Here is a 22,565-nt window from a genome sequence, read left to right on the forward strand (position 1 = left end):
TTATAAGAGTCCCCAAGACCATAATTTATCCGAATCTTCAAACCAACGATCACCTATATCTGTACGATAATAACAATTGTTTATAATGACCGTATTAATACGATTATACATCATTTTTTGCGCATCTTTCATCGTCAAACCAGTTCCTGTTACTAACAAGGCTATCCCAGTATTTCCTGTAATGAGCCACTGATCGTTAACAATTTTTAAATGCATGGGATGTATCCCTTCCAAACTATCCTTTTTCAAAATTACTACCGCATCTTTTGAAAATAACTCAAAGGTTTTTTTATCCTCATACGGAAATGGTGGTACGACTACAAAAGCACCAACTTGGAAACCCTTTTTTACTTGGAGTTGAAATTTATGTCCAGAAGCTACTTTATATAACAGCTCACCAATGGGCTCTGTTATTCCTGCGCGTTGAATAAAAATTTGCGGAAAACCAAAACGAGAAGTAAACTCTAATGGGTAAATGCCATGTCCGTTTACAATACAGTTTAAATCTATATGTCCAAAAAAATTGTTTTTGGCAAGTATCGCTTCCATTTTTCTAAGCGTTTTATCAAAAATTGGAGAATCTTTGACCCAAAACATACTACTCCCCATTTCTCCTGTTGATACTCCCAGCTCCTTAGGGAATAATTTTTTATGCTCGAAGGTGATGTTTATCGGCGTTAAAAATTCAATACCATTAAAAAAAGCAGAAACAGATATCTCTACTCCCTTTACTTTTCGCTGCAGTTGAAAGGTACCAAAATCATCTCCCCAAGATTTCTCGTAAGCTTTCAATACTCGGACTACATCTTGCCCAGAGTCATCATTACCCACAAAAAGCAATTGCTTTAACTCTTGTGTTTCACCAGATGGTTTTATGACATAGGCATTAGGATTCCCTTCCACATACTTTATAGCCTCTTTAAAAGTCTCAAACTCTTTAAAAGGTAGAATATTAATCTTATGTCTTTTAAGCTCTTCTTGTCCAAAATTACGGTCTAGTTCTAAGGCATCTGTATATTCCGTACCTCCAAAAACCAATTTACCTTGCGCACGTAATTCTTGACATACTTTTCCGTTTCCGGTATAATCAAAAATTAGTACATCTGCCCAATCAACATGCTTTTTCCAGTCCTGTACTTTCTTTACAAAACCGTATCCAATTTCTTTAGACGCTTTGTCTTCTATGTAGAATTTTACTTCATTACCTTCTTGTAAGGTAGCATAAGCAATATCTAATGATTCTCCCCAGCGAGAGATAAATAAAAAATTCTTTTCAACCTGAATTATTTTTCGCAATTTATTATGCTGTTTAGGTATGTGATAAGAGGGTATAACCAAAAAGGCTATACCCACTTATCTATATATTTAATTTTTCTTAATTAGTTTTAAATCTGTAATCGTTAAAACTTCATACGTCTCGTTTTCTTCATCTAAAAACTCCTCAGATGTATAGGTAACTTCAAAGTCGATCCCTATTAATTTTCTATCGGCCATGTTGTATTTAGAACTAGCTGCATCTTCTATTTCTTTAAAAGCATAGGTATTAAAATCTTCTTCTGATGAGAAATAATACACCCCGTCATCTACACCTTCATAGGTTGCAGTAACTGTTAAAGTATCTTGATTTGTTTTTAGAAAAGAGGTTATTAATAGTAAAATGGAAATTGCTGCTATTTTCATATTTGTTATTGTTAATTAATTAGCATTATATTTTTTTGGTTGAATTAATAGACACTTACCCTTCATACCTGGTATGCCAGTGGTAATAATAACAGCTTTCTATGCTTTGCTCGTAATGGGTTTTAATAATAAAATACGAATAGTACGTTCATTTTTCACAGTCAAAAAATGAAATTCTTTAATAGATCTGAAGTAAGAAATCTGGCCTAATAATCGGTCTTCCAAACTATGGAATGCTTTTGAGAATGATTTCAAAATACTCAAAAACCCGAAATAAATATTTTTCTTCAAGGTGCCCTCCCTATTAGGGTAAACACAAAAATTATAGTACAAATGAAGTAAAAAAACAAACATGTTTTTCAAATATTTTCAAGAATATTTCATGCTTAAAAATACCGTAACTTTGCTACAAAAAAAGGGCTTTTGTATACAATTATAGATATTGAAACTACAGGAAATGGCATTGAAGGCAATAAAATTACAGAGATTTCTATTTTCAAATATGACGGATATGATGTCATAGATGAATTTACAACGCTTGTAAATCCAGAAGCCGAAATTCCATACTTTATTACGGGCCTCACAGGCATCGATAATAATATGGTGTGTAATGCCCCTAAATTTGCTGAAGTTGCTGATAAAATATTAGAAATTACGAAGGAAACCATCTTCGTTGCACACAATGTAAATTTCGATTACAATATCATAAAACACGAGTTTAAATCTATTGGGGTAGACTTTATTCGTAAAAAACTGTGCACCGTACGTTTGTCTAGAAAACTAATCCCAGGGTATAATAGCTACAGTTTAGGGAAATTATGTGCTGCCTTAGAGATACCGCTTACAGATAGACATAGGGCTAGAGGTGATGCCGAAGCAACCACTATTTTATTTGAAAAATTACTACGAGCGGAGGATGCTGACGAGGTATTTAAGTCGTTTTTAAATGCACGTTCTCAGGAAGCTACATTACCGCCCGGATTGCCAAAATCTGATTTTGATAAGTTACCTAATGAACCTGGTATTTACTTTTTTAAAAATGCCAAGGGTAAAATTATATATGTAGGGAAAGCTATAGATATAAAGAAAAGAGTGCTCAGCCATTTCTATGATAAATCTACTAAAGAGATTACGTTATGTCAAAATACCTCTGCCCTAGATTTTGAACTTTCAGGGAGTGAACTACTGGCATTGTTGATGGAATCTGATGCAATCAAACAGCACTATCCCGAATACAATAGAGCGCAGAAAAAAAAGATTCAACCTTTTGGAATATTTACGTATGAAGACCGTAACGGAGTAATGCATTTAGCTTGGAACACCCTGAAAATGGCTCCTAATGCTTTTCATATTTTATACTCAAAAACAGATTGCAGAAGTTTTTTACAGGAGCTTTGCAAAACCTACAAACTATGTCCTAAATTCTGCCATTTACAAGAAAATGTAACAGCATGTTCACATTATGATATCTTAGAGTGCGAAGGCATCTGCAGAGATACAGAGCCTATTGAAGCGTACAATACCAAAGTTAAAACTGCCATAAACGATATCCAGTCTAAAAATGTAAACTTTATCATTAGAGAAAAAGGAAGAACCCTAGATGAGTCTGGAGTCATCCTTATTCAAGATAATACCTATATGGGATATGGCTTTGTAGAAAATGAGATAGCGATTGAAAATATTGACGACCTAACACCGTTTATCACTCCGCAAAAAAATACTTTTGAAACAGAACGATTAATAGCCAATTATGTAATCAAAAATGAGGGTAATATTTATAGTGTGGCTACAAAATAACCCGCTATTATTTTTTCTTTTCACTATTGATAAATGCAATAATAATTAAAACTAAAGAAATACATACGGCTGCAAAAATTCCGATCATGACAATTCCGTTGTTCCAGTTTACTAAAGATATGGCTAGCATATTCATAATTTATTAGGTTTATTTAGCGTGTAAAATTAGTGCTACCCCCAACCAATAAAAATGATAAAAATCATAAAAGAGATAAAAAAGACCATCAACAAATTGCTGATGGTCTTTTTATAAAATTCTATTTTTTCTATAATGTTGTTGGGCAAACATACTCTGTTACTTCCGCTCCATCTGCTTTTAAGGCTGCAAAACCACCTGCTACATCTATTAAATTATGAATTCCTCTACTCTTTAAAATAGATGCTGCAATAACCGACCGGTATCCTCCTGCACAGTGCACAAAGAAAGTTTCTTTTTCAGGAAATTCTGCTAGATAATCATTTAAAGAACTTAAAGGCGTGTTTTCTGCACTTTTCACATGCTCTGATAAAAATTCTGTCTCTTTACGTACATCAAATACAGGAGTATGTTTTGCTGCTATGGTCTTCACGGCTTCAGAAGCTGGCACAGATGTAATCGTGTCATAATCTTTAGCTGCTTTCTTCCAAGCATCAAATCCACCTTTTAAGAAACCTATAGTCCCATCAAAACCAACCCGAGATAACCTAGTAATTGCCTCTTCCTCTTTGCCTTCTGGAGTTACAAGTAATAAAGATTGATCTACATCTGCAATCAATGCACCCACCCATGGAGCAAAATCACCATTTAATCCAATAAATATTGAGCGTGGTATGTGTCCTTTTACAAAATCATTTTGATGACGAACATCCAGTACTATAGCACCCGTTTCATTCGCCGCTACTTCAAAAGCATCTGGAGTTAAGGCTGTGGTTCCTCGTTCTAGAACCTCATCAAAATCCTCATAACCTTCTTTGTTCATTTTCACATTTAGAGGAAAATATTTCGGTGGCGGTAAAAGTCCGTCTGTCACCTCTTTAATAAACTCTTCTCGCGTCATATCTGCACGAAGAGCATAATTCATTTTCTTCTGATTCCCTAAGGTATCTACCGTTTCCTTCATCATGTTTTTACCACATGCAGATCCTGCACCATGAGCAGGATATACAATAACGTCATCTGCCAAAGGCATAATCTTATTACGTAGACTATCAAACAGTGTTCCTGCCAACTGTTCCTGCGTCATATCTGCTGCTTTTTGGGCTAAATCTGGTCTACCCACATCTCCTAAAAACAAGGTGTCTCCAGAGAAAATAGCGTGGTCTTTTCCATTTTCATCTTTTAGTAAAAACGTAGAGCTTTCCATAGTATGTCCTGGAGTATGTAATACCTTAATAGTGATATCTCCTACTGTAAACTCCTGACCATCGGTAGCAATGATAGCATCAAAAGAAGGGTTTGCATTAGGTCCGTAGATAATTGCAGCCCCTGTTTCTTTAGCTAAAGTAACATGACCGCTAACAAAATCTGCATGAAAATGAGTTTCAAAAATGTACTTTATTTTCGCCTTATCATTCGCTGCCCTTTTCATATAAGGACCTACTTCTCTTAGCGGATCAATAATAGCCACTTCTCCTTTACTTTCAATATAGTAAGCACCCTGTGCTAAGCATCCGGTATATATTTGTTTTATCTTCATATCTCTATTATTTTATCTTGATAAGCGCCATCATTTGAAATTTAATGAATACTAATCAATTTATATTAATTTATCTACTACTCCTTACTTCAAAAGTACATAAACTTACATACGTTGTCAGTAACATTAGTTACACTCTAAACTGATTTTGATACGCTACTCTCCCTTTTAAACTAGAGACAGAGCTAGGATCATCAAAACACGCCACGGCTTCTTTAATCTTTACAAATAAAAATTCTTTATGCAGCTCATTGATAATTCCACTATTAAAAATAATGTCTCTGGTAGGCCCTATAGCGCCGGCAATATAGAATTGCATATTTCTATCGTGAATCTCCCTAATTACTTTTGTCAAAGCTTGTGCTCCTGTAGAATCAATATAATTAATTGCCTCTGCATTTAGAATTACTCCTTTTAATTTAATGCCTTTTTTATCAATTTCTTTAAATAATTGGTTCTTAAAAAAACCTACATTTCCAAAGTATAATTGTGCGTCAAAACGAACTATAAGCAAATCTTCTCTATTGATTACCTCATCTGCAAACCGTGTAATATTTTTATAATAATCTGTATCCTTTATATTTCCTAGAACAGCAAAATGCGGATTTGAGGTTCTATATACCATCAATAAGAGAGAACTTAGTACGCCTATTAAAATTCCTTGAGGAATACCAATAAAAAGAGTTACAAAAAAGGTGATTAATAATACAACAAATTCATCTTTTCGTTTGTGCCATAATTGTTTAGCATACGCCACATCTATCAATCCAATTACAGAAACCATGATTATACTTGCTAAAGCAGCCTTAGGTAAATAATAAAAAACAGGGGTTAGAAAAAGTAAGGTTCCTATAACCATAACAACACTGAACAAGGCTGATAAATTGGTCTTTGCTCCTGCTTCACCGTTAATTGCTGATCTTGAAAAACTAGCTGTAGAGGAATAGGATTGAAAAAATGATCCTACAATATTCCCTAAGCCTAGGGCTACCAATTCTTGGTTGGCAACTATAGTTTCTTCTCCTGATTTTTCTTCCAATGCTTTCCCTATAGAAATAGTCTCTAAATATCCTACTAATGCCAAGGTTAAGGCTATGGGCCACAGGCTTAATACATTTTCCAAAGCTATTGTTGGCAGCGAAAAAATAGGCAGCCCAGTAGGAATTGCCCCTACTACGTGAACACCGTACTGCTCTAGATTAAGACCGTACACAGCTAAAATACCTAGAATTACTACAATCAAAATTGCTGGAATTTTTTTATTAATTTTCTTAAATACTAAAATGATTATAATCCCTGATAGGCCAATAGCGAAATCATACAAATTTGATTCTCCGAATTTATCAAATGCATTGATTACTAATTGATGAAATATTTTACTACTTTCTATTGGCGCTCCTAATAAATGTTTTAACTGACTAAAGATAATCACAAAAGCCGCGGCAGAAGTAAAACCACTGATAACAGGTCGTGACAAAAAATTTACTAAAAAACCCATTTTTAGCACCCCTAATAAAAACTGGATGACTCCTACCATAAAAGCCAATAGGATGGCCATGGCCACATAATTTTCTATACCAATAATGCTCAAGGCTCCTAAACCAGCCGCTACCAAAAGAGAGTCCATAGCTACTGGACCTACAGACACTTGCCGTGAAGTACCAAAAACCATATACATTAACACCGGAAAAAGTGCCGCATACAAACCAAATACAGGTGGTAAACCTGCAATCATAGCATAAGCCATACCCTGTGGAACCAAAATGATTCCTACGGTAAGACCTGCTATTAAATCTTTAGAAAGGTTGCGTTTATCATAGGTAGGCAACCACTTCAATATCGGAATGTATTTTTGCATTCGTCAAATTTATGCTTAATTTTTAGTTCTCTAAGTAACCTAGGTTACCCATGAAATACTGGAATTCAAATATTTAATTAGAAACAGAAATTGTCATTTTGTAAATGGCATCTTCTGAACCAAGTATGGAAAAGCCCTCCGCAAGATGCTCCTGTTTCACGGCATACGGATAAAAAGTAATAGGTTCAATACACACCATATTTTTTACTTCTGTCCAAAACATAAAATTCCCAAAACCTTCTGTCTTTATATGTATGGTATTTTTGTCTTTTAGGGTAATCTCTTTGCACTGCGCCACCTGTAAGGCTCTACTCCCTACGACTAAAACATCTTCTAGACTTATTTCCTTTGTCCCCACATGGATGGTTGGATTATCGGTTACTAAGTTAAAAGCGGGATGGTACCCTAACATATAAGGCATTCCTGAAACTCCTGAAATTACAAAACGCACTTCTAAACCTTCTTCCGAAAGTGTTATAATTTTTTTAAAGGTAAAATCATACGGCCATTGCAAGAATTCCTCCGTTGATTTTTCTGGATATTTAGAATTCTGAATCAAAGTTCCTGCCTTGTATTTTTTTTCAAATGTAGCATCGGTTATAGTTCTTGAAACTTCTTGATACTTCATTTCACGAAGTAAACCATGTTGATCTTGGACAGCCGGTCCTTTTGGTGTATCTACTCTAAAATTAGCATCTGCCGTAGGGCCGATGATAGGAAACATTTCCGTATCTGCGTTACGCCACCCTGGACTCCCTTTTTGATGAATATATTCTTGGCCCGCTACTTGATAACTTACCAATTCTCCTGCATCAATGTGTACCGTTTGGTTCTTATAAGAAAGTGTTGTCATAATTTTATTGATGTATTAATCTATAAATTAAAATTGCCGTTCTTTTCGTTAATGCTTCTATTGTATTTAGATTAACCGTTTCTTCTGGGGTATGTGCTCCTGTACCCATAGTTCCTAAACCATCTAATGCGTCTACATACGCAGCAACAAAAGAAGTATCTGCCGCACCTCTTTTACCTGGATCATAAGCGATAACTTCTCCTTGGTTTAAATCTAGACTTACTTGATTTAATTGTTTTAAAAGATTTAAATTACCAGCTGTAGGTCCCATTGCAGGATAGCTGTCTTCAAAAGATATTGTGGCAGAAGTATTGGGTAAATTATTCGCAACAATCTCACGCATTTTATTCCTAGCATTTTCTTTTTGCTCTTCAGACATAAATCGGAGTCCCCCTTTCACGAGTGCCGTTTGTGCCACCACATTGGTTTTGCCAAAAGCACTTCCTTTTCCTGTCTTTGTATCATAATCAATAAATGTACCTCCTAATAAAACTCCAGGATTAAAAGTCAAATACTCCGCTCCTTTTACATCTTCATAGAAACTGTTAAGAATTCTAGACATTTCAAAAATAGCACCAGCCCCCGTAGTTTCATTAAATATTCCGGAAGAATGAGCTCTTTTTCCCGTAACCTCAACTTCCCAACTAGAAGAACCACGGCGAGCAACTGTTGCATAGTTAAATCCTGTAGAAGTTTCAAATCCTAAAGCAATATCACTTTCTTTTGCTGCAGCTACTAAATCTTTTCTACTAATAGTCAAAGGCTTTCCTGTACTCTCTTCATCACCCGTGAAAGCAGCAATTATTTGAGCATTTTTTAATAATCCGTTATCATGCAAAGCTTTTAAAGCATACAGAATTATAACATTTCCCCCTTTCATATCGTTACCTCCAGGAGCATGTGCAACACTATCATTAATCATTTCAAACTTTTGAAATGGACTATCTTTTTCAAAAACAGTATCTAAGTGACCAATTAATAAAAGTTTTTTACCTTTTTTCCCTGAAGTTTCAGCAAACAGATGACCTGCTCTATTTAATTCCGCCGGCATTTCTATCCAATTCGTTTTGAAGTTAATAGCATCAAAGGCATCTTTAAAGACAATACCTACTTCTTTTACTCCTTCAAGATTTAAAGTTCCGCTATTTATATTGACTACTTTTTCTAAAAATTGCTTTGCTTCTGCATTATTTCTTTCAACACTTGCTATTATATTTTTTTCAGTTTTGGATAATTTCTGAGAAAATCCATTTAATGAAAGTGCTAGTAAACAAAGGAAGATGTAATGTTTTTTCATAGCGTTATTTTAAAAATTAATTAATCAAACTTAATAGCCTTCACTGGGGTAATTTTTGTAATGATATAGGAAGGTATAATTAGCATTAATAAGCATAAAATCATCACTCCTATATTTAATGCCACAATAGCCGTAACACTTATATGTACCGGAATGTACTCTATATAATATTCTTTAGGGTTTGGAAACTTAAACATTCTATACTTGTCCTGTGCCCAAATTATTCCTAAGCCAATAAAATTTCCTAAGAACAATCCAATACTAATGAGATAAGCAGCATTGTATAAAAATATTTTTCGAACGCTCCAATCATTGGCACCTAATGCTTTTAAAATACCGATCATTGTGGTACGCTCTAAGATTAGCACCAACAAAGCCGTAATCATATTAATACCCCCTACCAAAATCATAATTCCGATGATCAATGCCGTATTAAAGTCAAAAAGGTCTAACCATTGAAATATGAAGCTAAATTTATCTTTTATTGTAGTTGTTTGCAGTAGCGAAAAGGTTTTTCCACTTATTTCTAAACTTTTTTCATCGATAGCATCAAAATCGTCTATAAAGATTTCAAAATTTCCAATTTGATTATCTTCCCATTTATTCATACGCTGAATATGGCGAATATCCATAAATACATAGGTAGCATCAAACTCTTCAAAACCACTATCATAAATACCAACAATGGTAGATTTTTGCTGATTAGGCATTTTAGAAGGGTCATTATCTCGTAAAAAGATAGACATAAACGTGTCTCCTAATTTTAACTTTAACTTATTAGACAATAATCTAGAAATTAGGACCTCATCACTACGATCCTCCAAAAAATTAGGAACCCTACCTGCTACTATAAATTCTTCAAAAACGCTCCAATTATAATCTTGACCTACACCTTTGGCCAAAATACCTTCTACAGTCTCTTTTGTACGTACAATTCCGCCTTTACTAGCAACTGCCTGCACATGCTGTATACCTAAAACATTTTTAAATTCCGGATAGAAATCTTGCTCTAAGTAAATAGGAGACACAGAAACATCTGACCTGTTATTGTCAAAAGTGCTAATCTGAATATGCCCATTAAAAGCGGCTATTTTTTCTCTAATCTTTTTTTTGAGTCCGCCACCAGTAGCTATGGCAATTAACATCATTACAATACTTATTGTAATTGCTGCTATTGCTATTTTTATTATCGGAGCCGAAATACTATTTTTATGCCCTTTACCAGACGAAAGTCGTTTTGCAATAAAATATTCTAAATTCAATTTATGATGCTTTTTCCTTGTCTCAAAAATACATTTTTATTATTGGTTTTAGTGATTTCTTCTTGTGGAAAGACAAAGAAGACGACAATTAATACTGAAGAAAGCCTAAATATAAAAGCGATAAAAGCCATAGATACTCCCTTAGTTATCGCTGCTAATAAAACAGCTGCATATTTACCTCTCTTAAAAGGCAAAAACATTGCAATCGTTGCCAACCAGACTAGTGTAATTTTTAACACGACGGGCTACACACATATCGTAGACTCCTTAGCCACCTTAAATGTTTCTATTGCTAAGGTTTTTGCTCCTGAACATGGATTTAGAGGTGTTGTAGATGCTGGGGAACACGTAAAAGATGGGTTAGATAAAAAAACGGGACTGCCCCTTGTATCGCTCTATGGAAAAAATAGAAAACCTTCCAAAGAACAATTGAAGAATATTGATTTAGTATTATTTGATATTCAAGATGTTGGCGTTAGATTCTACACGTATATTGCCACACTACAACTTGTTATGGAAGCTTGTGCTGAACAAAATATTCCTGTACTTGTCTTAGATAGACCAAACCCGAATGCACATTATGTAGACGGACCAACGATGGAAGCTGAACACACTAGTTTCCTAGGAATGACCCAAATACCTTTGGTATACGGGATGACTATTGGCGAGTATGCTCAAATGATAAATGAAGAAGGTTGGTTAGCCGATGGAGTGAAGGCCAACTTAACCGTAGTACCAATGGATCATTATAATCATGAATACTTTTATAGCTTACCGATTAGACCTTCTCCTAATTTACCCAATGACCTGTCCATAAAATTATATCCAAGCTTAGGGCTATTTGAAGGTACCGATGTCAATGCCGGGCGTGGTACCGAATTTCAGTTTCAACGTTACGGAGCTCCTTTTCTAGACCAGTCTCATTATAGCTTCTCCTACACTCCCATTGCTAATTTTGGTGCTAAATACCCAAAACACAAAGGTGAAGTTTGTTATGGAACAGACTTAACAAAAATAAACACCTCTGACTTAAAGAGCGTAGATCTTCAATGGATAGTTGATGCTTATACCCACACAAAAGATAAAAGCGTATTCTTTTTAACCAGCGGGTTTACAAAACATGCCGGAAAGAAGAAGCTGCAAAAACAAATTGAAGTCGGAATGAACGCTGCTGAAATAAGAGAAACTTGGCAAACCGATATAGTGAACTTCAAGAAAATTAGAGGGAAATATTTGATGTATAATTGAAGCCTAAATTTGATTTAGGTACTGTCATAAGGTTTTATTATAATTTTAAATACACCAACCTTTTAGCATTTAGTTATGCATCAGAAACCAAAACCCCATTTTCTAAATAACATCTTCAATTCAAATGACTTTAACAAAGAAGAATTAGAGGCTATACTCCCAAAATTTAAACAAAAAGCATTTAAAAAAAATTCATTTCTCCTAGAACAAGGTAAAGCAGCCAATGAGTATTGGTTTGTAGAAAGTGGTTTTATTCGTTCCTTTGTGTTAGATATTAAAGGGAATGATATTACTACCAATTTCTATTCTGTTGATGATATTGTTATTGATTGGCCTTCCTTTTTTTTGAGAAACCCTACTCGAGAAAATATTCAAGCACTTACGGACTGTGTTTGCTGGCAATTAGATTTTGATACGTTTCAGAAACTTTTTCATAGCATAGAAAGTTTCAGAGAACAAGGGCGTACTACGCTAGTGAAAAGCTATTTTAATTTAAAAAGTCATAATATCTCCATGATTGCAGATCAGGCAAAAGAGCGTTACGAGAATTTATTAAAAGAGAACCCTCTTATCATCCAAAATGTTTCTTTAAAACATATTGCGACTTATCTAGGCATTACGGATACTTCACTTAGTAGAATTCGCAAAGAAATTTCGAGCGAATAACTTTTCTTGTCCTATGGCAAGATTTATTCTTTTTTTGAGGCGCATCTTTGATTAATAATTAACCTCAATATGAATAAAATGATGATTGTCTCACTATTTGCCGCCACCCTAGTTGTGTTTGTTGTCTTTGGATTGTATAACGCAAGGCAACTAAAATACATCCAAATTACAAAATCTATAACTATTAATAATTCTATAGAAGAGGTATTTGATATGGTTCTATACCTGGATAATTTCCCCAAATGGTCTCCTTTTCTGGCACAAGATCCAAATCAGAAATATAAGATCACTGGCATTGATGGAACTATCGGCGCAAAATACCATTGGGAAGGCAACAAAGGTAAAGACCTTGGATTACAAGAAATTGTAAGCATCACAGAAAATAAATCTATTAAAATGATATGCGATATACAGAAACCATTTGCAGCCAAACCTATTTTTGATTATTCATTTAAAACAACCAAAGAAGGTATATTGGTAACGCAAAATTTTCAGCTCGAATCTGGATTAATGGATGCTTTTTTTATGTGGCTTTTTGGCGTGAAATCTAAAATGGAAAAAACCAACGAACAAGGTTTACAATTGCTCAAAAAATCTCTTGAAAACGTATAATGATTGAAATGGTCTTTATTACAATTACCCTTTTATCTTTACTACTGTTTTATTTAGGTACAGGTAAAATCAAAAAGGCTTTAATCATCAGTATCTTTTGGCTTAGTAGTATCGGTATATTATCCTTTTATGGTTATTTTGAAAACACAGCGAAAACTCCGCCGCGATTTTTCATTGTTCTGATTGGAAGTATTTTTTTTAGCATATACGTATTGAAAACACTTAAGGCAAAGAAAACCAATACTACAATGATTCTATTCTTGCACAGCTTAAGGCTACCCATAGAAATTTGCTTACTGCAACTATATTTTCAAAATCAAATCCCCAAACTCATGACTTTTCTTGGGTATAATTTTGATATTTTTATGGGGATATCTGCCTTAATCATCTTATTAATGTATTGTAGGAAGCCATTCCATAACAATAAAATTCTTTATTTTTGGAATGTTATTGGTATTATTTTTCTATCTATCATCGTGCTAATTGCCATTTTATCTGCACCATTACCTTTTCAACTATTTGCTTTTAAACAACCGAATATAGCGCTCACGAAATTTCCATTTGTATTCTTGCCTGCCTTTATTGTCCCTCTTATTTATACATCACATTTCTTAACACTTAGAAAGCTTAAGAATACGTCTTAGTATTTGACAATATTAATTACCGTCAAATCTAAAAGTCATAAAAATGTCGTTGGAATGACAGAAATACAGTGTAATTAATTGGTTAATTTTAATAAAAATTATACCTCGATATGAATTCAATTGCAAATAAAATTATTGAAACAAGAAAAATAAAAGGTTTATCTCAAGAAGAGCTTGCTGAACAATCTAAAATTAGTTTAAGAACACTTCAGCGTATTGAAAACAATGAGAATAATCCTCGTGGAAAAACACTGTCTTTAATATGCAACACACTAGAGTTAAATCTAGAAGAAATGTTAGCTACAAACCAAAATCAATCCCCAAACATAGCTACTAAATTTATCAATTTTTTCTTTTTTACAGTTGCGAATCTACTATTAGTCGCATTATTAGGTTTCATGACTATAGATTCACAGGCTAACTTTAACAGCCGGTTTGCCATGGTACTACTCAGTATACTCATCCCTTTATTCATTATCAATTTCACCCCGAATATGAGTTCCAATGAGCGCTTATTAAAATTTGGTTTTGGATATCTATTATACTTTATCGCGACACTCAGTATTGCTGGATTTGTAACTGGTTTTTTATCAGGATTATTTTTATGTATCCTAATTAATCTATCTATGTTGTATTTTGGCAGTCAATTAATAAATAAAAAATAAGAGCCAAGTAATGAAAATTATTAAAGCTACTATTGAACATAGCAAATTGCTATCGGAAATTGGAAAAGAAGCATTTTTACAAACCCATGGTAAAAGTGCCCCTGAAAAAGATATAGCTGCCTTTACAGCTAAGTATTATACGGAAACTGCTTTTTTTGATGAGCTAAATAATCCTGACAACATTTATTATTTAATCTATAGTAATGACCTTGTGGCTGGGTACTCTAAGATTGCGTTTAACCAAACGCACCCAAATATTCCTGAAAAACACATCACTAAATTGGACCGAATCTATCTGTTACAAGAATTTCATGGTCAAAATTTAGGAACTGCACTATTCAATCATAACGTTGAATTATCAAAAAAAGAAAACCAATTAGGTCTATGGCTTTATGTATGGACAGAAAATGAAAAAGCCATTCGCTTCTATAAAAAAAGTGGATTTAAAATTGTGGGATCTCATGATTATCAAATTTCGGAAACCCGTACAAATCCTAACCATATACTATTCTTAAAATATTAAATTACCTTTCTAGAGTAGTTGGCTTTCTATAGCTATGAAAAGGTTGCTTTAAGTGTGATTTTATAGTTCCGTTTTCCTCTTCATCAGGAAATGTATCTACACCGTACACAATAGCCTCCCGATCACAGGTCATAAAAGTGCCAAATATGCGATCCCAAATAGAAAATATATTTCCGTAATTAGCATCTGTATATGGCAACATATAATGATGGTGTACCTTATGCATGTCTGGCGATACCAAAACCCAACTTAAGACCTTATCCGCTTTTTTAGGTAATTTAATATTTGCATGGGTAAATTGCGTAGCTATCAATGAAACAGACTGATATAACATTACAATACCAATTGGCGCTCCTACTAACACAACACCAAATAATGTAAATGCAAAGCGTATAATACTTTCAAAAGGGTGATGTCTGTTTGCTGTAGTGGCATCTACATAATGATCTGTATGATGCACTAAATGTATCCTCCACAACCATTTTATTTTATGCTCTGTATAATGCGCTAAGTACGCACCAAAAAAATCTAATAATAACAAACCTAAAAGCACAAACGCCCAGTAAGGTAAAGGCAACCAATTAATAATTCCAAAATTAGCTTTTACCGTCCAATCACTAGTTTTTAATAACAGAAAGGCTAAGGCAAAATTTATGAGTACCGTTGTTCCTGTAAAGAACAGATTTGGTAAGGCATGCTTCCATTTTCTATACTTAAAAAATACCAAGGGGATAGCTCCTTCCAACAGCCAAAAAAAAGAGATCCCACCTACTAAAAGGAAGGATCGGTGCAAAGAAGGTATCGTTTCAAAGTAATGTATAAGTGCTTCCATCTGTTTAAATAAATAAAATTAAACCGAAAAGAACGCTAACATACACTTAGTCAATACGTTTCTTCATTTCTTCTACTATATTATATGCCGCTGGGCAAATGGCTACATTTTTGATCGTCAAATTACTTATTTGCTGAAACTTTTTACGATCCGTATGCGGGAATTCTCTGCAAGCTTTTGGGCGTACATCATAGATAGAACAATAATTATCCGTTCCTAAAAAAGTACACGGCACCTGTTGCAACACATAATCATTCTCATCATCTATGCGCAAATATTGATCTATAAATTGTTGTGGTTTTTGTCTAAAATGCTTTGATATACGCTCAACATCTGCGTTTGTAAATAACGGCCCCGTAGTTTTGCAGCAGTTAGCACACTCCAAACAATCTGTGCGCTCAAATTCGTTTTCATGCAATTCTTGCATGAGATAATCCAAATTTTTTGGTGTTTTCTTCTTTAGTTTAGCAAAGAATTTCTTATTCTCATTCTGCTTGTCCTTTGCAAGCTTAGGGAGTTGCGCTATAAATTCTTTCATTATTTTAACATGCTTAAAGCCGTTTCATACAGGTCTCTACTCCACCCCTCTGAAACCTTAGCAATTTCAGTTGCAAGAATGGGTTGCTTCTCTACAATTGTTTTACCAGTTTCAGAACCATAAAAGTCATTCACTTCTTTTTTCTGGTCTTCTGTCAATTTCTCTCCATCTGCAACTAATTGCTTACCTGCTTCTGACTGGTAGAAGGCATTCATTTTTTTTATTTCTTCGTGTGTAAAGTTCTTTACATACACAGGCTCTAACAGGCTCAATATTTCACTAACATGTTTTTCCTTGTTGGCTTCTAAATAATCCCAACCTGTGGTATTTTCTGTTGTCTTCGGGAATTGATTGCCTAACATTTTTAACAACTCATCATACGCATAGTTGTACTGCTTTGCTGTTCCATTACTCTTTAAATAGGTCATTACATCTTCTTGAAAAGTAGTTTCTTGTCCGCAACTAGATAATGTAATTAGTAAGAATAATGCCGAAATATTTTTTAATAGTTTCATCTGGTCGTGTTTTATTTTTGTTAATGGGTTAAAATGCTGAATTTTGCCGCAAATTACAAATTAAATGCAAACTGATATTTTAGGCGCAGCAGTTTTAGATTTTCAAAACGGAAACTATACTACCGATATAAAAACCTACTCCTCTTTAGAGGAAGAAGATATAATCCCCATTCCCTATTTATTTCGTTCGTATGCAGAAATGCCTCCCTTAGAAAAAAAAGCATTACAACTAGCAAAAGGTACTATTTTAGATATCGGTTGTGGAGCAGGAAGTCATAGTTTGTATTTGCAAGAAACCGGCAAAAATGTTACTGCTCTAGACAGTTCTAAAGGTGCTATTGAAGTATGTAACGCTAGAGGAATTACAAAAACAGTGTGTATGGATCTTTATGACTTTAAAGATCAAAAATTTGATACCCTACTTCTTTTAATGAATGGTATTGGTTTGGCAGGGAAACTAAATCAAATAAATAAATTTCTAATCCAATTAAAATCATTCTTAAACCCTGGCGGGCAAATACTTCTAGATTCAAGTGATATCTTATATATGTTTGATCCCGATGAGGATGGCGGATATTGGATTCCCGATGTTGAATACTACGGAGAAGTCTCTTTCGAAATGGAATATCAATCTAAAAAAAGTGAATCTTTCAATTGGTTATACTTAGACTACAACACGCTACAAAGAGCTGCAGTAGCTAATAATTTAGAATGTGAGCTTGTAAAAGAAGGCGAACATTTTGATTATTTAGCCAAACTTACCTTAAAACAACAATAGTTTTTTCGTAAATACGTTATTTTAGTTGATCTATGATCTAATTTGATACATGACGTTATGAAAAAAAGTTTCCCCGTTGTTCTTTTATTAGCCTTACTGGTATTTGTTAATTGCTCTAAAAGCACGAGTACAGACGCCGAAAGTTCTGGATCTACAGACCCAAATGTAACTATAAATAAAGTTCCTAATTTACAAGGCACGGGAGACTCTGCTAATGATTTTTTATCCAACACAAATTTTGATAAGCTTTTAATAGAAATAGGGTATGTAACTGGATTTAAACCAGATGAAACAGCTATTGATGATTTTATCGAATTTATCAAGGAAACTACGTTCAAAGAAACCGTTAAAATTCAATACTTAGAATTAAGTTCTTCAGGAAAAGAAAATCTATCGATAAATGAGGTAGATGAAATTATCCAAGAAGAAAGAACTGCCTACAATACAGACGATACTTTAGCACTTTTTATTTATTTTTCTGATGCTCCTTCTGATGAAGACGAGCCTGAAGAAGATTTGGTAACTTTAGGTGCTGCCTTTAGAAATACCTCATTGGTAATTTATGAATCTACGATTATAGATTTAGCCAACAAATCATTCCGTGTAGATGTGGCTACTGTAGAAACAGCTACCTTACATCATGAATTAGGACACTTACTTGGACTTGTAAATATTGGTACCGAAATGGTGAACGATCATGAAGGAACTTTTACGAATGAAGATGGTGTAGAAACACCGAGTCAACATTGTAACCAAGATGGCTGTTTAATGCGTGCAGAATTAGAGTTTGGAGCCGCTATGAAAGAAGCCATAACTGCTAAAAACGGACAAGTACCTGAATTGGATGTTGAATGCCTACGTGATCTAAAAGCTAACGGCGGAAGATAATTTAACGCCTTCTATTGGCTGTTATAGGCAACCCAAGCAATTAGAAATTTAAGGTATATTTAAATACTTATGGGTTTGTAAGGATACTTTCCATTTTGGATTTTTCATTACATAATCTACGATAAGTGGCACCATTTTGTCACGAACACTCCATTCTGGTTGTAAATATAAAATACAATCCTTATTGGTTTTTGCGGCTTGTTCTTCTGCAAAAATAAAGTCGTGCTTATTAAAAATGATCATTTTTAATTCATGGGCTTCATCATAGATTCTTCCTTCCGGTAATTTATTTTTCTTAGGTGATAGGCAAATCCAATCCCACTCACCAGAAAGCGGATACGCCCCAGAAGTTTCAATATGCGTTTGAAGATTTCTAGCTTTTAACCCTTTTGTTAAAGGCCCCATATCCCAGGTTAGTGGTTCTCCACCTGTAATTACAATAGTGTCAGAATATTTTGCTGCATTAGAAATAATGGTGTCTGTTGCTGTTGGAGGATGTGTATCTGCATTCCAGCTTTCTTTTACATCACACCAGTGGCATCCCACGTCACAACCACCTACTCGAATAAAATAAGCCGCAGTACCTTTATGGAAACCCTCTCCTTGGATCGTATAAAACTCTTCCATTAACGGCAACATTTCTCCTTTATTGACCAATGTCAAAACATCATTTTCTACCATGCTGCAAAGATACATTTTACTTATGAGTCTATCGCATAACAATTAAATTTGTCCTTACAAAAATCTAAGCGAGATTACATTTTTAAAGTTGCCTAAAAAACCCTTATTTTTATACAAAATTAACTTCAATGAGTACCAAAGACGAATTCCTCTCCTACATCGAAGAAGGCTATAAAACAAAAGGTGATTTCATCACTATGGGATCTGCTATTTTAGATGGCGAAACCGTAACAAATGCCTTTGTTAAAATACCTTTAAAAACATTAAACAGACATGGTTTAATTGCGGGAGCAACAGGTACAGGAAAAACCAAAACCCTACAGGTTCTTGCCGAAAATCTTTCTGAAAAAGGGATTCCTGTAATGCTGATGGATTTAAAAGGTGATTTAAGTGGTATTGCGCAACCAAGTCCAGGACACGCCAAGATTGATGAACGCCATGCTAAAATTGGCATTCCGTTTGAAGCTAAGGGTTTCCCTGTAGAAATTTTATCACTCTCGGAGCAAGATGGCGTAAAGCTAAGAGCGACAGTTTCTGAATTTGGACCTATTTTACTTTCCAGAATTTTAGATTTATCTGAAACGCAAGAAGGTATAGTTGCGGTAATTTTTAAATACTGTGATGATAATAAATTACCTCTTTTAGATCTAAAAGACTTTAAAAAAGTACTACAATACGCTACCGATGGCGGAAAAGAAGAATTCAAAGAAAATTACGGACGCATTAGCACTAGTTCTACAGGTACTATTCTTAGAAAAGTAATTGAATTAGAGCAACAAGGAGCCGAACTATTCTTTGGAGAAAAATCTTTTGATGTCAATGATTTAACACGCCTTGATGAAAACGGAAACGGCTACATCAATATATTACGTTTAACTGATATTCAAGACCGTCCTAAGTTATTCTCTACATTTATGCTGAGTTTGCTTGCGGAGATCTATAGTACTTTTCCTGAACAAGGAGATAGTGATAAGCCAGAATTAGTGTTGTTTATAGACGAAGCACATTTAATTTTTGATGAAGCTTCAAAAGCGCTTATTGATCAAATAGAGAACATTGTAAAACTTATTCGTTCAAAAGGAATTGGTGTCTATTTTGTTACTCAAAACCCTACCGATGTTCCTAATGATGTTTTGGCGCAATTAGGTTTGAAAGTACAACATGCATTACGTGCCTTTACTGCTAGAGATAGAAAATCAATTAAACTTACTGCCGAGAATTACCCTGATTCTGAGTATTACGATACCAAAGAGGTATTAACGTCTTTAGGTATTGGCGAAGCGTTAATTTCTGCACTAGATGAAAAAGGAAGACCTACGCCATTAGCAGCCACGATGCTTAGAGCCCCCATGAGTAGAATGGATGTTTTGACGGAAAGTGAATTAAGTACGCTGATTAAAAAATCTAAGCTGGTTAAAAAATATGAAGATATTATAGACAGAGAAAGTGCCTATGAACTTCTAAATGAAAAAATAGAAAAAGCAGAAGCGCAAGCAGAAAAGGAGAAAGAAAAACCAAAGACCACAAAATCTTCTTCTAGAAGCAGAACGAGTACACGACAAAACCCTATTATAAAAGTGTTAACCAGCGCTACCTTTATTCGTGGAGTTTTAGGTGTGTTAAAAAAAGTAATGCGTTAAAAAAATCATTTAAAAACTAAACTACCGAATGAAAAAAATATTATCTGTTGCCCTTGCCGCAACTTCTTTACTATTCTTAAACTGTGAATCTGCTGATAAAAAATTTAATATCAGTACTGGTGTTATTGGCCAACTTACAAAAGATACTAAGGTAATTGACCTAGAAACCATTTATGCTGAAGACTCTATAGTTGCTGAAAATGGTATTCCTAATTTAAATTTACAAGTAGGATTTAAAAATGAAGTTTTGAATGACACTAATACGGATACTACACGCATAATAAAATCTAATTTTATCTATAATAAGATTGATATCTACGAAAAAGGAGGCAAACAATTATTAAGCCTTACTCCTACTAGAGATAGTGTGCCAAAAATAGAAAATATTAGAATTTATGACCCACGCTATGTTACCGATAAAGGTGTTTCTATGACTAGCACCTTTAAAGATATTAAAGACAAATACACCATTAAAAAAATAATTACCTCGATGAATAATGTGGTAATTTTATTGAAAGATACTGGGCTATATTTTACCATAGATAAACAAGAATTACCTTCTAGCCTTAGATATGATTCTAGTGTAAATATCGAAGAAGTACAGATTCCAGATGCTGCAAAGATCAAATATATGATGCTTGCTTGGGAATAAATTTTAACTATTGTTTACTCTTAACCCAATGAAGAAATATACCATTCAAAAATCGCCTTTTATAGTTCCTACAACCGATGGTAAAACCATAGAAGAACATTTTGGCAAGGCTAGCACTCATGATGACCAAGTTAGTATTGCTCATATGATTGCACCACCAGGTTGGAGTGAACCTTTTCAAACTCCAGAGTTTGATGAGTACACATATATTATTAAAGGGAAAAAACAATTTACGATTGCTGATGAAACTATCATATTAGAAGCTGGGCAATCTATAAAAATAGAAAAGAATACGCGCGTACAATACGCTAATCCTTTTGATGAGGAATGTGAATATTTGGCCGTATGCTTACCTGCTTTTGATTTTACAAAAGTTCATAGAGAAGATGCCTGATGAAAAAAATACTCAATAAATACATTCCTTTGTTTTACGGAAGCTATTTTAACTCTTTAGCGTTGGTCTCTAAAGAAAAAGCGGCGCAGAAAGCATTTGATCTTTTTTGCACCCCTAGGAGTGGCAAAGTAAAACCGCACCAGAAAGAGTTTCTTGACAAGGCTAAAAATAACATTCTTACAGTAGATAAGATTCAGTTACAAACCTACAAATGGACAGGCACTAAAGGAACCGTACTTCTTCTGCACGGTTGGGAAAGTAATGTTTTTAGATGGCGCAATTTAATTGATGATTTGAAAAAAGAAGACTATACCATTATTGCATTTGATGCTCCTGGTCATGGGAATTCTTCTGGTCACATATTTAATGTTCCGCTGTATAACAAATGTGCAGAAAAAATTATTGAGACATACCTTCCTAAATATATCATAGGGCATTCTGTTGGTGGTATGACCAGCCTTTATAACCAATATAAAAATCCAATAAATTCTATTGAAAAGGTCATCTCTTTAGGTGCACCTTCAGAATTATCAGAAATAATGGCTAATTACCAAAAGATTTTGAAATTTAACGCCAAAGTTTTAACTGGTATTAACGAGTTATTTATACGGGAGTTTAAATTTACAATCAATGATTTTTCCGTATCACGAATGGCCAAGGACATTTCTAAAAAGGGACTTCTAATACACGATAAGTTTGATAAAATAGCACCTTACCACTCTTCTGAAAGCGTACATAAAAATTGGGAGGAGAGTCAGCTTATTACAACAGAAGGTTTAGGACACTCTTTGCATCAAGAAGTGGTAAATAAAGAAATTATTGCATTTTTAAAGTCATAATAAAAGATAAATTTTTAAACTAAAAAA

General features: G+C 34.1%; 25 protein-coding genes. 13 read left to right on the forward strand and 12 right to left on the reverse strand.

The annotated features are described in order from the left end of the window. Complete coding sequence (locus BLQ19_RS04630) at positions 1-1,296, reverse strand: phosphoribosylamine--glycine ligase (RefSeq protein WP_074537700.1); 1,296 nt, start codon at positions 1,294-1,296, stop codon at positions 1-3. Between the two features lie 69 nt (positions 1,297-1,365). Continuing rightward, positions 1,366-1,680: a hypothetical protein gene (locus tag BLQ19_RS04635; protein WP_074537560.1), complete on the reverse strand. Its 315-nt coding sequence runs from the start codon at positions 1,678-1,680 to the stop codon at positions 1,366-1,368. 423 nt (positions 1,681-2,103) lie between these two features. Between BLQ19_RS04635 and BLQ19_RS04645 the strand changes: the two genes are divergently transcribed. After that, a complete protein-coding gene (locus tag BLQ19_RS04645) occupies positions 2,104-3,477 on the forward strand; it encodes an exonuclease domain-containing protein (RefSeq protein WP_074537561.1) in 1,374 nt (457 codons plus the stop codon). A 7-nt stretch (positions 3,478-3,484) separates the two neighbouring features. Here BLQ19_RS04645 and BLQ19_RS21720 read toward each other — a convergent pair whose 3' ends face one another. From BLQ19_RS21720 to BLQ19_RS04670, 6 genes are all read right to left on the reverse strand, one after another. After that, a complete protein-coding gene (locus BLQ19_RS21720; RefSeq protein WP_302846550.1) occupies positions 3,485-3,613 on the reverse strand; it encodes a hypothetical protein in 129 nt (42 codons plus the stop codon). 130 nt (positions 3,614-3,743) lie between these two features. Next, positions 3,744-5,153 (reverse strand): MBL fold metallo-hydrolase, encoded by a 1,410-nt coding sequence (locus tag BLQ19_RS04650; RefSeq protein ID WP_074537562.1) that lies wholly within the window; start codon positions 5,151-5,153, stop codon positions 3,744-3,746. Positions 5,154-5,283: 130 nt separating this feature from the next. After that, positions 5,284-7,011, reverse strand: a complete 1,728-nt coding sequence (locus BLQ19_RS04655; protein WP_074537563.1) for a SulP family inorganic anion transporter — start codon at positions 7,009-7,011, stop codon at positions 5,284-5,286. A 73-nt stretch (positions 7,012-7,084) separates the two neighbouring features. Further along, positions 7,085-7,864, reverse strand: coding sequence for an aldose epimerase family protein (locus BLQ19_RS04660; RefSeq protein WP_074537564.1), 780 nt, complete (start codon positions 7,862-7,864; stop codon positions 7,085-7,087). A gap of 4 nt (positions 7,865-7,868) precedes the next feature. Further along, complete coding sequence (locus tag BLQ19_RS04665) at positions 7,869-9,161, reverse strand: M20/M25/M40 family metallo-hydrolase (protein ID WP_074537565.1); 1,293 nt, start codon at positions 9,159-9,161, stop codon at positions 7,869-7,871. Positions 9,162-9,181: 20 nt separating this feature from the next. Continuing rightward, the gene (locus tag BLQ19_RS04670) at positions 9,182-10,423 is read right to left on the reverse strand and encodes an ABC transporter permease (protein ID WP_074537566.1); all 1,242 of its coding nucleotides are present in this window, start codon (positions 10,421-10,423) and stop codon (positions 9,182-9,184) included. Positions 10,424-10,426: 3 nt separating this feature from the next. Here BLQ19_RS04670 and BLQ19_RS04675 point away from each other — a divergent pair, with 3 nt between their 5' ends. The 6 genes from BLQ19_RS04675 to BLQ19_RS04700 all read left to right on the forward strand — a co-directional run bounded on the left by BLQ19_RS04675 (position 10,427) and on the right by BLQ19_RS04700 (position 14,781). Next, positions 10,427-11,671 (forward strand): exo-beta-N-acetylmuramidase NamZ family protein, encoded by a 1,245-nt coding sequence (locus BLQ19_RS04675; RefSeq protein WP_074537567.1) that lies wholly within the window; start codon positions 10,427-10,429, stop codon positions 11,669-11,671. A gap of 75 nt (positions 11,672-11,746) precedes the next feature. Next, positions 11,747-12,337 (forward strand): Crp/Fnr family transcriptional regulator, encoded by a 591-nt coding sequence (locus tag BLQ19_RS04680; RefSeq protein WP_074537568.1) that lies wholly within the window; start codon positions 11,747-11,749, stop codon positions 12,335-12,337. A gap of 69 nt (positions 12,338-12,406) precedes the next feature. Then, the gene (locus BLQ19_RS04685; protein ID WP_254788240.1) at positions 12,407-12,949 is read left to right on the forward strand and encodes an SRPBCC family protein; all 543 of its coding nucleotides are present in this window, start codon (positions 12,407-12,409) and stop codon (positions 12,947-12,949) included. Between the two features lie 8 nt (positions 12,950-12,957). Next, positions 12,958-13,593: a DUF8737 domain-containing protein gene (locus BLQ19_RS21875; protein ID WP_496559467.1), complete on the forward strand. Its 636-nt coding sequence runs from the start codon at positions 12,958-12,960 to the stop codon at positions 13,591-13,593. 110 nt (positions 13,594-13,703) lie between these two features. Continuing rightward, a complete protein-coding gene (locus tag BLQ19_RS04695; RefSeq protein WP_024479404.1) occupies positions 13,704-14,258 on the forward strand; it encodes a helix-turn-helix domain-containing protein in 555 nt (184 codons plus the stop codon). A 10-nt stretch (positions 14,259-14,268) separates the two neighbouring features. Further along, positions 14,269-14,781 carry a GNAT family N-acetyltransferase gene (locus BLQ19_RS04700; protein WP_074537570.1) on the forward strand — a complete coding sequence of 171 codons (513 nt, stop codon included), beginning with the start codon at positions 14,269-14,271 and terminating at the stop codon, positions 14,779-14,781. Between the two features lies 1 nt (position 14,782). Here the strand turns inward: BLQ19_RS04700 and BLQ19_RS04705 are convergent, their stop codons facing one another. Genes BLQ19_RS04705 through BLQ19_RS04715 form a run of 3 tightly spaced genes read right to left on the reverse strand, consistent with a single transcriptional unit; the run spans position 14,783 to position 16,666 of the window. Beyond that, positions 14,783-15,613: a sterol desaturase family protein gene (locus tag BLQ19_RS04705; RefSeq protein WP_074537571.1), complete on the reverse strand. Its 831-nt coding sequence runs from the start codon at positions 15,611-15,613 to the stop codon at positions 14,783-14,785. A 46-nt stretch (positions 15,614-15,659) separates the two neighbouring features. After that, complete coding sequence (locus BLQ19_RS04710; RefSeq protein ID WP_074537572.1) at positions 15,660-16,151, reverse strand: YkgJ family cysteine cluster protein; 492 nt, start codon at positions 16,149-16,151, stop codon at positions 15,660-15,662. Next, the gene (locus tag BLQ19_RS04715; protein ID WP_074537573.1) at positions 16,151-16,666 is read right to left on the reverse strand and encodes a DUF2059 domain-containing protein; all 516 of its coding nucleotides are present in this window, start codon (positions 16,664-16,666) and stop codon (positions 16,151-16,153) included. Before BLQ19_RS04715 ends, BLQ19_RS04710 begins: the two co-directional genes overlap by 1 nt. Before the next feature lie 64 nt (positions 16,667-16,730). On the opposite strand from BLQ19_RS04715, the gene BLQ19_RS04720 reads away from it, so the two are divergent. Both BLQ19_RS04720 and BLQ19_RS04725 read left to right on the forward strand, forming a co-directional pair. Then, positions 16,731-17,444 (forward strand): class I SAM-dependent methyltransferase, encoded by a 714-nt coding sequence (locus BLQ19_RS04720; protein ID WP_074537574.1) that lies wholly within the window; start codon positions 16,731-16,733, stop codon positions 17,442-17,444. A gap of 57 nt (positions 17,445-17,501) precedes the next feature. After that, the gene (locus BLQ19_RS04725; RefSeq protein WP_074537575.1) at positions 17,502-18,332 is read left to right on the forward strand and encodes a hypothetical protein; all 831 of its coding nucleotides are present in this window, start codon (positions 17,502-17,504) and stop codon (positions 18,330-18,332) included. A gap of 48 nt (positions 18,333-18,380) precedes the next feature. Here the strand turns inward: BLQ19_RS04725 and BLQ19_RS04730 are convergent, their stop codons facing one another. Then, entirely contained in the window at positions 18,381-19,013 is a 633-nt protein-coding gene (locus tag BLQ19_RS04730; protein WP_024479397.1) for a 7-carboxy-7-deazaguanine synthase QueE, read from the reverse strand. 128 nt (positions 19,014-19,141) lie between these two features. On the opposite strand from BLQ19_RS04730, the gene BLQ19_RS04735 reads away from it, so the two are divergent. The 4 genes from BLQ19_RS04735 to BLQ19_RS04750 are packed head-to-tail and all read left to right on the forward strand — an operon-like array spanning position 19,142 to position 22,538. Then, positions 19,142-20,653: a helicase HerA-like domain-containing protein gene (locus tag BLQ19_RS04735; protein WP_074537576.1), complete on the forward strand. Its 1,512-nt coding sequence runs from the start codon at positions 19,142-19,144 to the stop codon at positions 20,651-20,653. A 28-nt stretch (positions 20,654-20,681) separates the two neighbouring features. Further along, positions 20,682-21,305 (forward strand): hypothetical protein, encoded by a 624-nt coding sequence (locus BLQ19_RS04740; protein WP_074537577.1) that lies wholly within the window; start codon positions 20,682-20,684, stop codon positions 21,303-21,305. 28 nt (positions 21,306-21,333) lie between these two features. Then, entirely contained in the window at positions 21,334-21,699 is a 366-nt protein-coding gene (locus tag BLQ19_RS04745) for a cupin domain-containing protein (RefSeq protein WP_029445368.1), read from the forward strand. Further along, the gene (locus BLQ19_RS04750; RefSeq protein WP_074537578.1) at positions 21,699-22,538 is read left to right on the forward strand and encodes an alpha/beta fold hydrolase; all 840 of its coding nucleotides are present in this window, start codon (positions 21,699-21,701) and stop codon (positions 22,536-22,538) included. The genes BLQ19_RS04745 and BLQ19_RS04750 overlap by 1 nt, the downstream gene beginning before the upstream one ends. The last annotated feature ends 27 nt before the right edge of the window (positions 22,539-22,565 follow it).

Origin of the sequence: Cellulophaga baltica (assembly GCF_900102165.1) — a bacterium.
Taxonomy (GTDB): domain Bacteria; phylum Bacteroidota; class Bacteroidia; order Flavobacteriales; family Flavobacteriaceae; genus Cellulophaga; species Cellulophaga baltica.

Bases quoted from the DNA above. Each gene is read 5' to 3' on its own strand.
- BLQ19_RS04635 (WP_074537560.1), bottom strand. From the start codon at position 1,680: ATGAAAATAGCAGCAATTTCCATTTTACTATTAATAACCTCTTTTCTA.
- BLQ19_RS21720 (WP_302846550.1), bottom strand. From the start codon at position 3,613: ATGAATATGCTAGCCATATCTTTAGTAAACTGGAACAACGGAATTGTC.
- BLQ19_RS04650 (WP_074537562.1), bottom strand. From the start codon at position 5,153: ATGAAGATAAAACAAATATATACCGGATGCTTAGCACAGGGTGCTTAC.
- BLQ19_RS04655 (WP_074537563.1), bottom strand. From the start codon at position 7,011: ATGCAAAAATACATTCCGATATTGAAGTGGTTGCCTACCTATGATAAA.
- BLQ19_RS04660 (WP_074537564.1), bottom strand. From the start codon at position 7,864: ATGACAACACTTTCTTATAAGAACCAAACGGTACACATTGATGCAGGA.
- BLQ19_RS04665 (WP_074537565.1), bottom strand. From the start codon at position 9,161: ATGAAAAAACATTACATCTTCCTTTGTTTACTAGCACTTTCATTAAAT.
- BLQ19_RS04675 (WP_074537567.1), top strand. From the start codon at position 10,427: ATGATGCTTTTTCCTTGTCTCAAAAATACATTTTTATTATTGGTTTTA.
- BLQ19_RS04680 (WP_074537568.1), top strand. From the start codon at position 11,747: ATGCATCAGAAACCAAAACCCCATTTTCTAAATAACATCTTCAATTCA.
- BLQ19_RS04685 (WP_254788240.1), top strand. From the start codon at position 12,407: ATGAATAAAATGATGATTGTCTCACTATTTGCCGCCACCCTAGTTGTG.
- BLQ19_RS21875 (WP_496559467.1), top strand. From the start codon at position 12,958: ATGGTCTTTATTACAATTACCCTTTTATCTTTACTACTGTTTTATTTA.
- BLQ19_RS04695 (WP_024479404.1), top strand. From the start codon at position 13,704: ATGAATTCAATTGCAAATAAAATTATTGAAACAAGAAAAATAAAAGGT.
- BLQ19_RS04700 (WP_074537570.1), top strand. From the start codon at position 14,269: ATGAAAATTATTAAAGCTACTATTGAACATAGCAAATTGCTATCGGAA.
- BLQ19_RS04705 (WP_074537571.1), bottom strand. From the start codon at position 15,613: ATGGAAGCACTTATACATTACTTTGAAACGATACCTTCTTTGCACCGA.
- BLQ19_RS04710 (WP_074537572.1), bottom strand. From the start codon at position 16,151: ATGAAAGAATTTATAGCGCAACTCCCTAAGCTTGCAAAGGACAAGCAG.
- BLQ19_RS04715 (WP_074537573.1), bottom strand. From the start codon at position 16,666: ATGAAACTATTAAAAAATATTTCGGCATTATTCTTACTAATTACATTA.
- BLQ19_RS04720 (WP_074537574.1), top strand. From the start codon at position 16,731: ATGCAAACTGATATTTTAGGCGCAGCAGTTTTAGATTTTCAAAACGGA.
- BLQ19_RS04725 (WP_074537575.1), top strand. From the start codon at position 17,502: ATGAAAAAAAGTTTCCCCGTTGTTCTTTTATTAGCCTTACTGGTATTT.
- BLQ19_RS04730 (WP_024479397.1), bottom strand. From the start codon at position 19,013: ATGGTAGAAAATGATGTTTTGACATTGGTCAATAAAGGAGAAATGTTG.
- BLQ19_RS04735 (WP_074537576.1), top strand. From the start codon at position 19,142: ATGAGTACCAAAGACGAATTCCTCTCCTACATCGAAGAAGGCTATAAA.
- BLQ19_RS04740 (WP_074537577.1), top strand. From the start codon at position 20,682: ATGAAAAAAATATTATCTGTTGCCCTTGCCGCAACTTCTTTACTATTC.
- BLQ19_RS04745 (WP_029445368.1), top strand. From the start codon at position 21,334: ATGAAGAAATATACCATTCAAAAATCGCCTTTTATAGTTCCTACAACC.
- BLQ19_RS04750 (WP_074537578.1), top strand. From the start codon at position 21,699: ATGAAAAAAATACTCAATAAATACATTCCTTTGTTTTACGGAAGCTAT.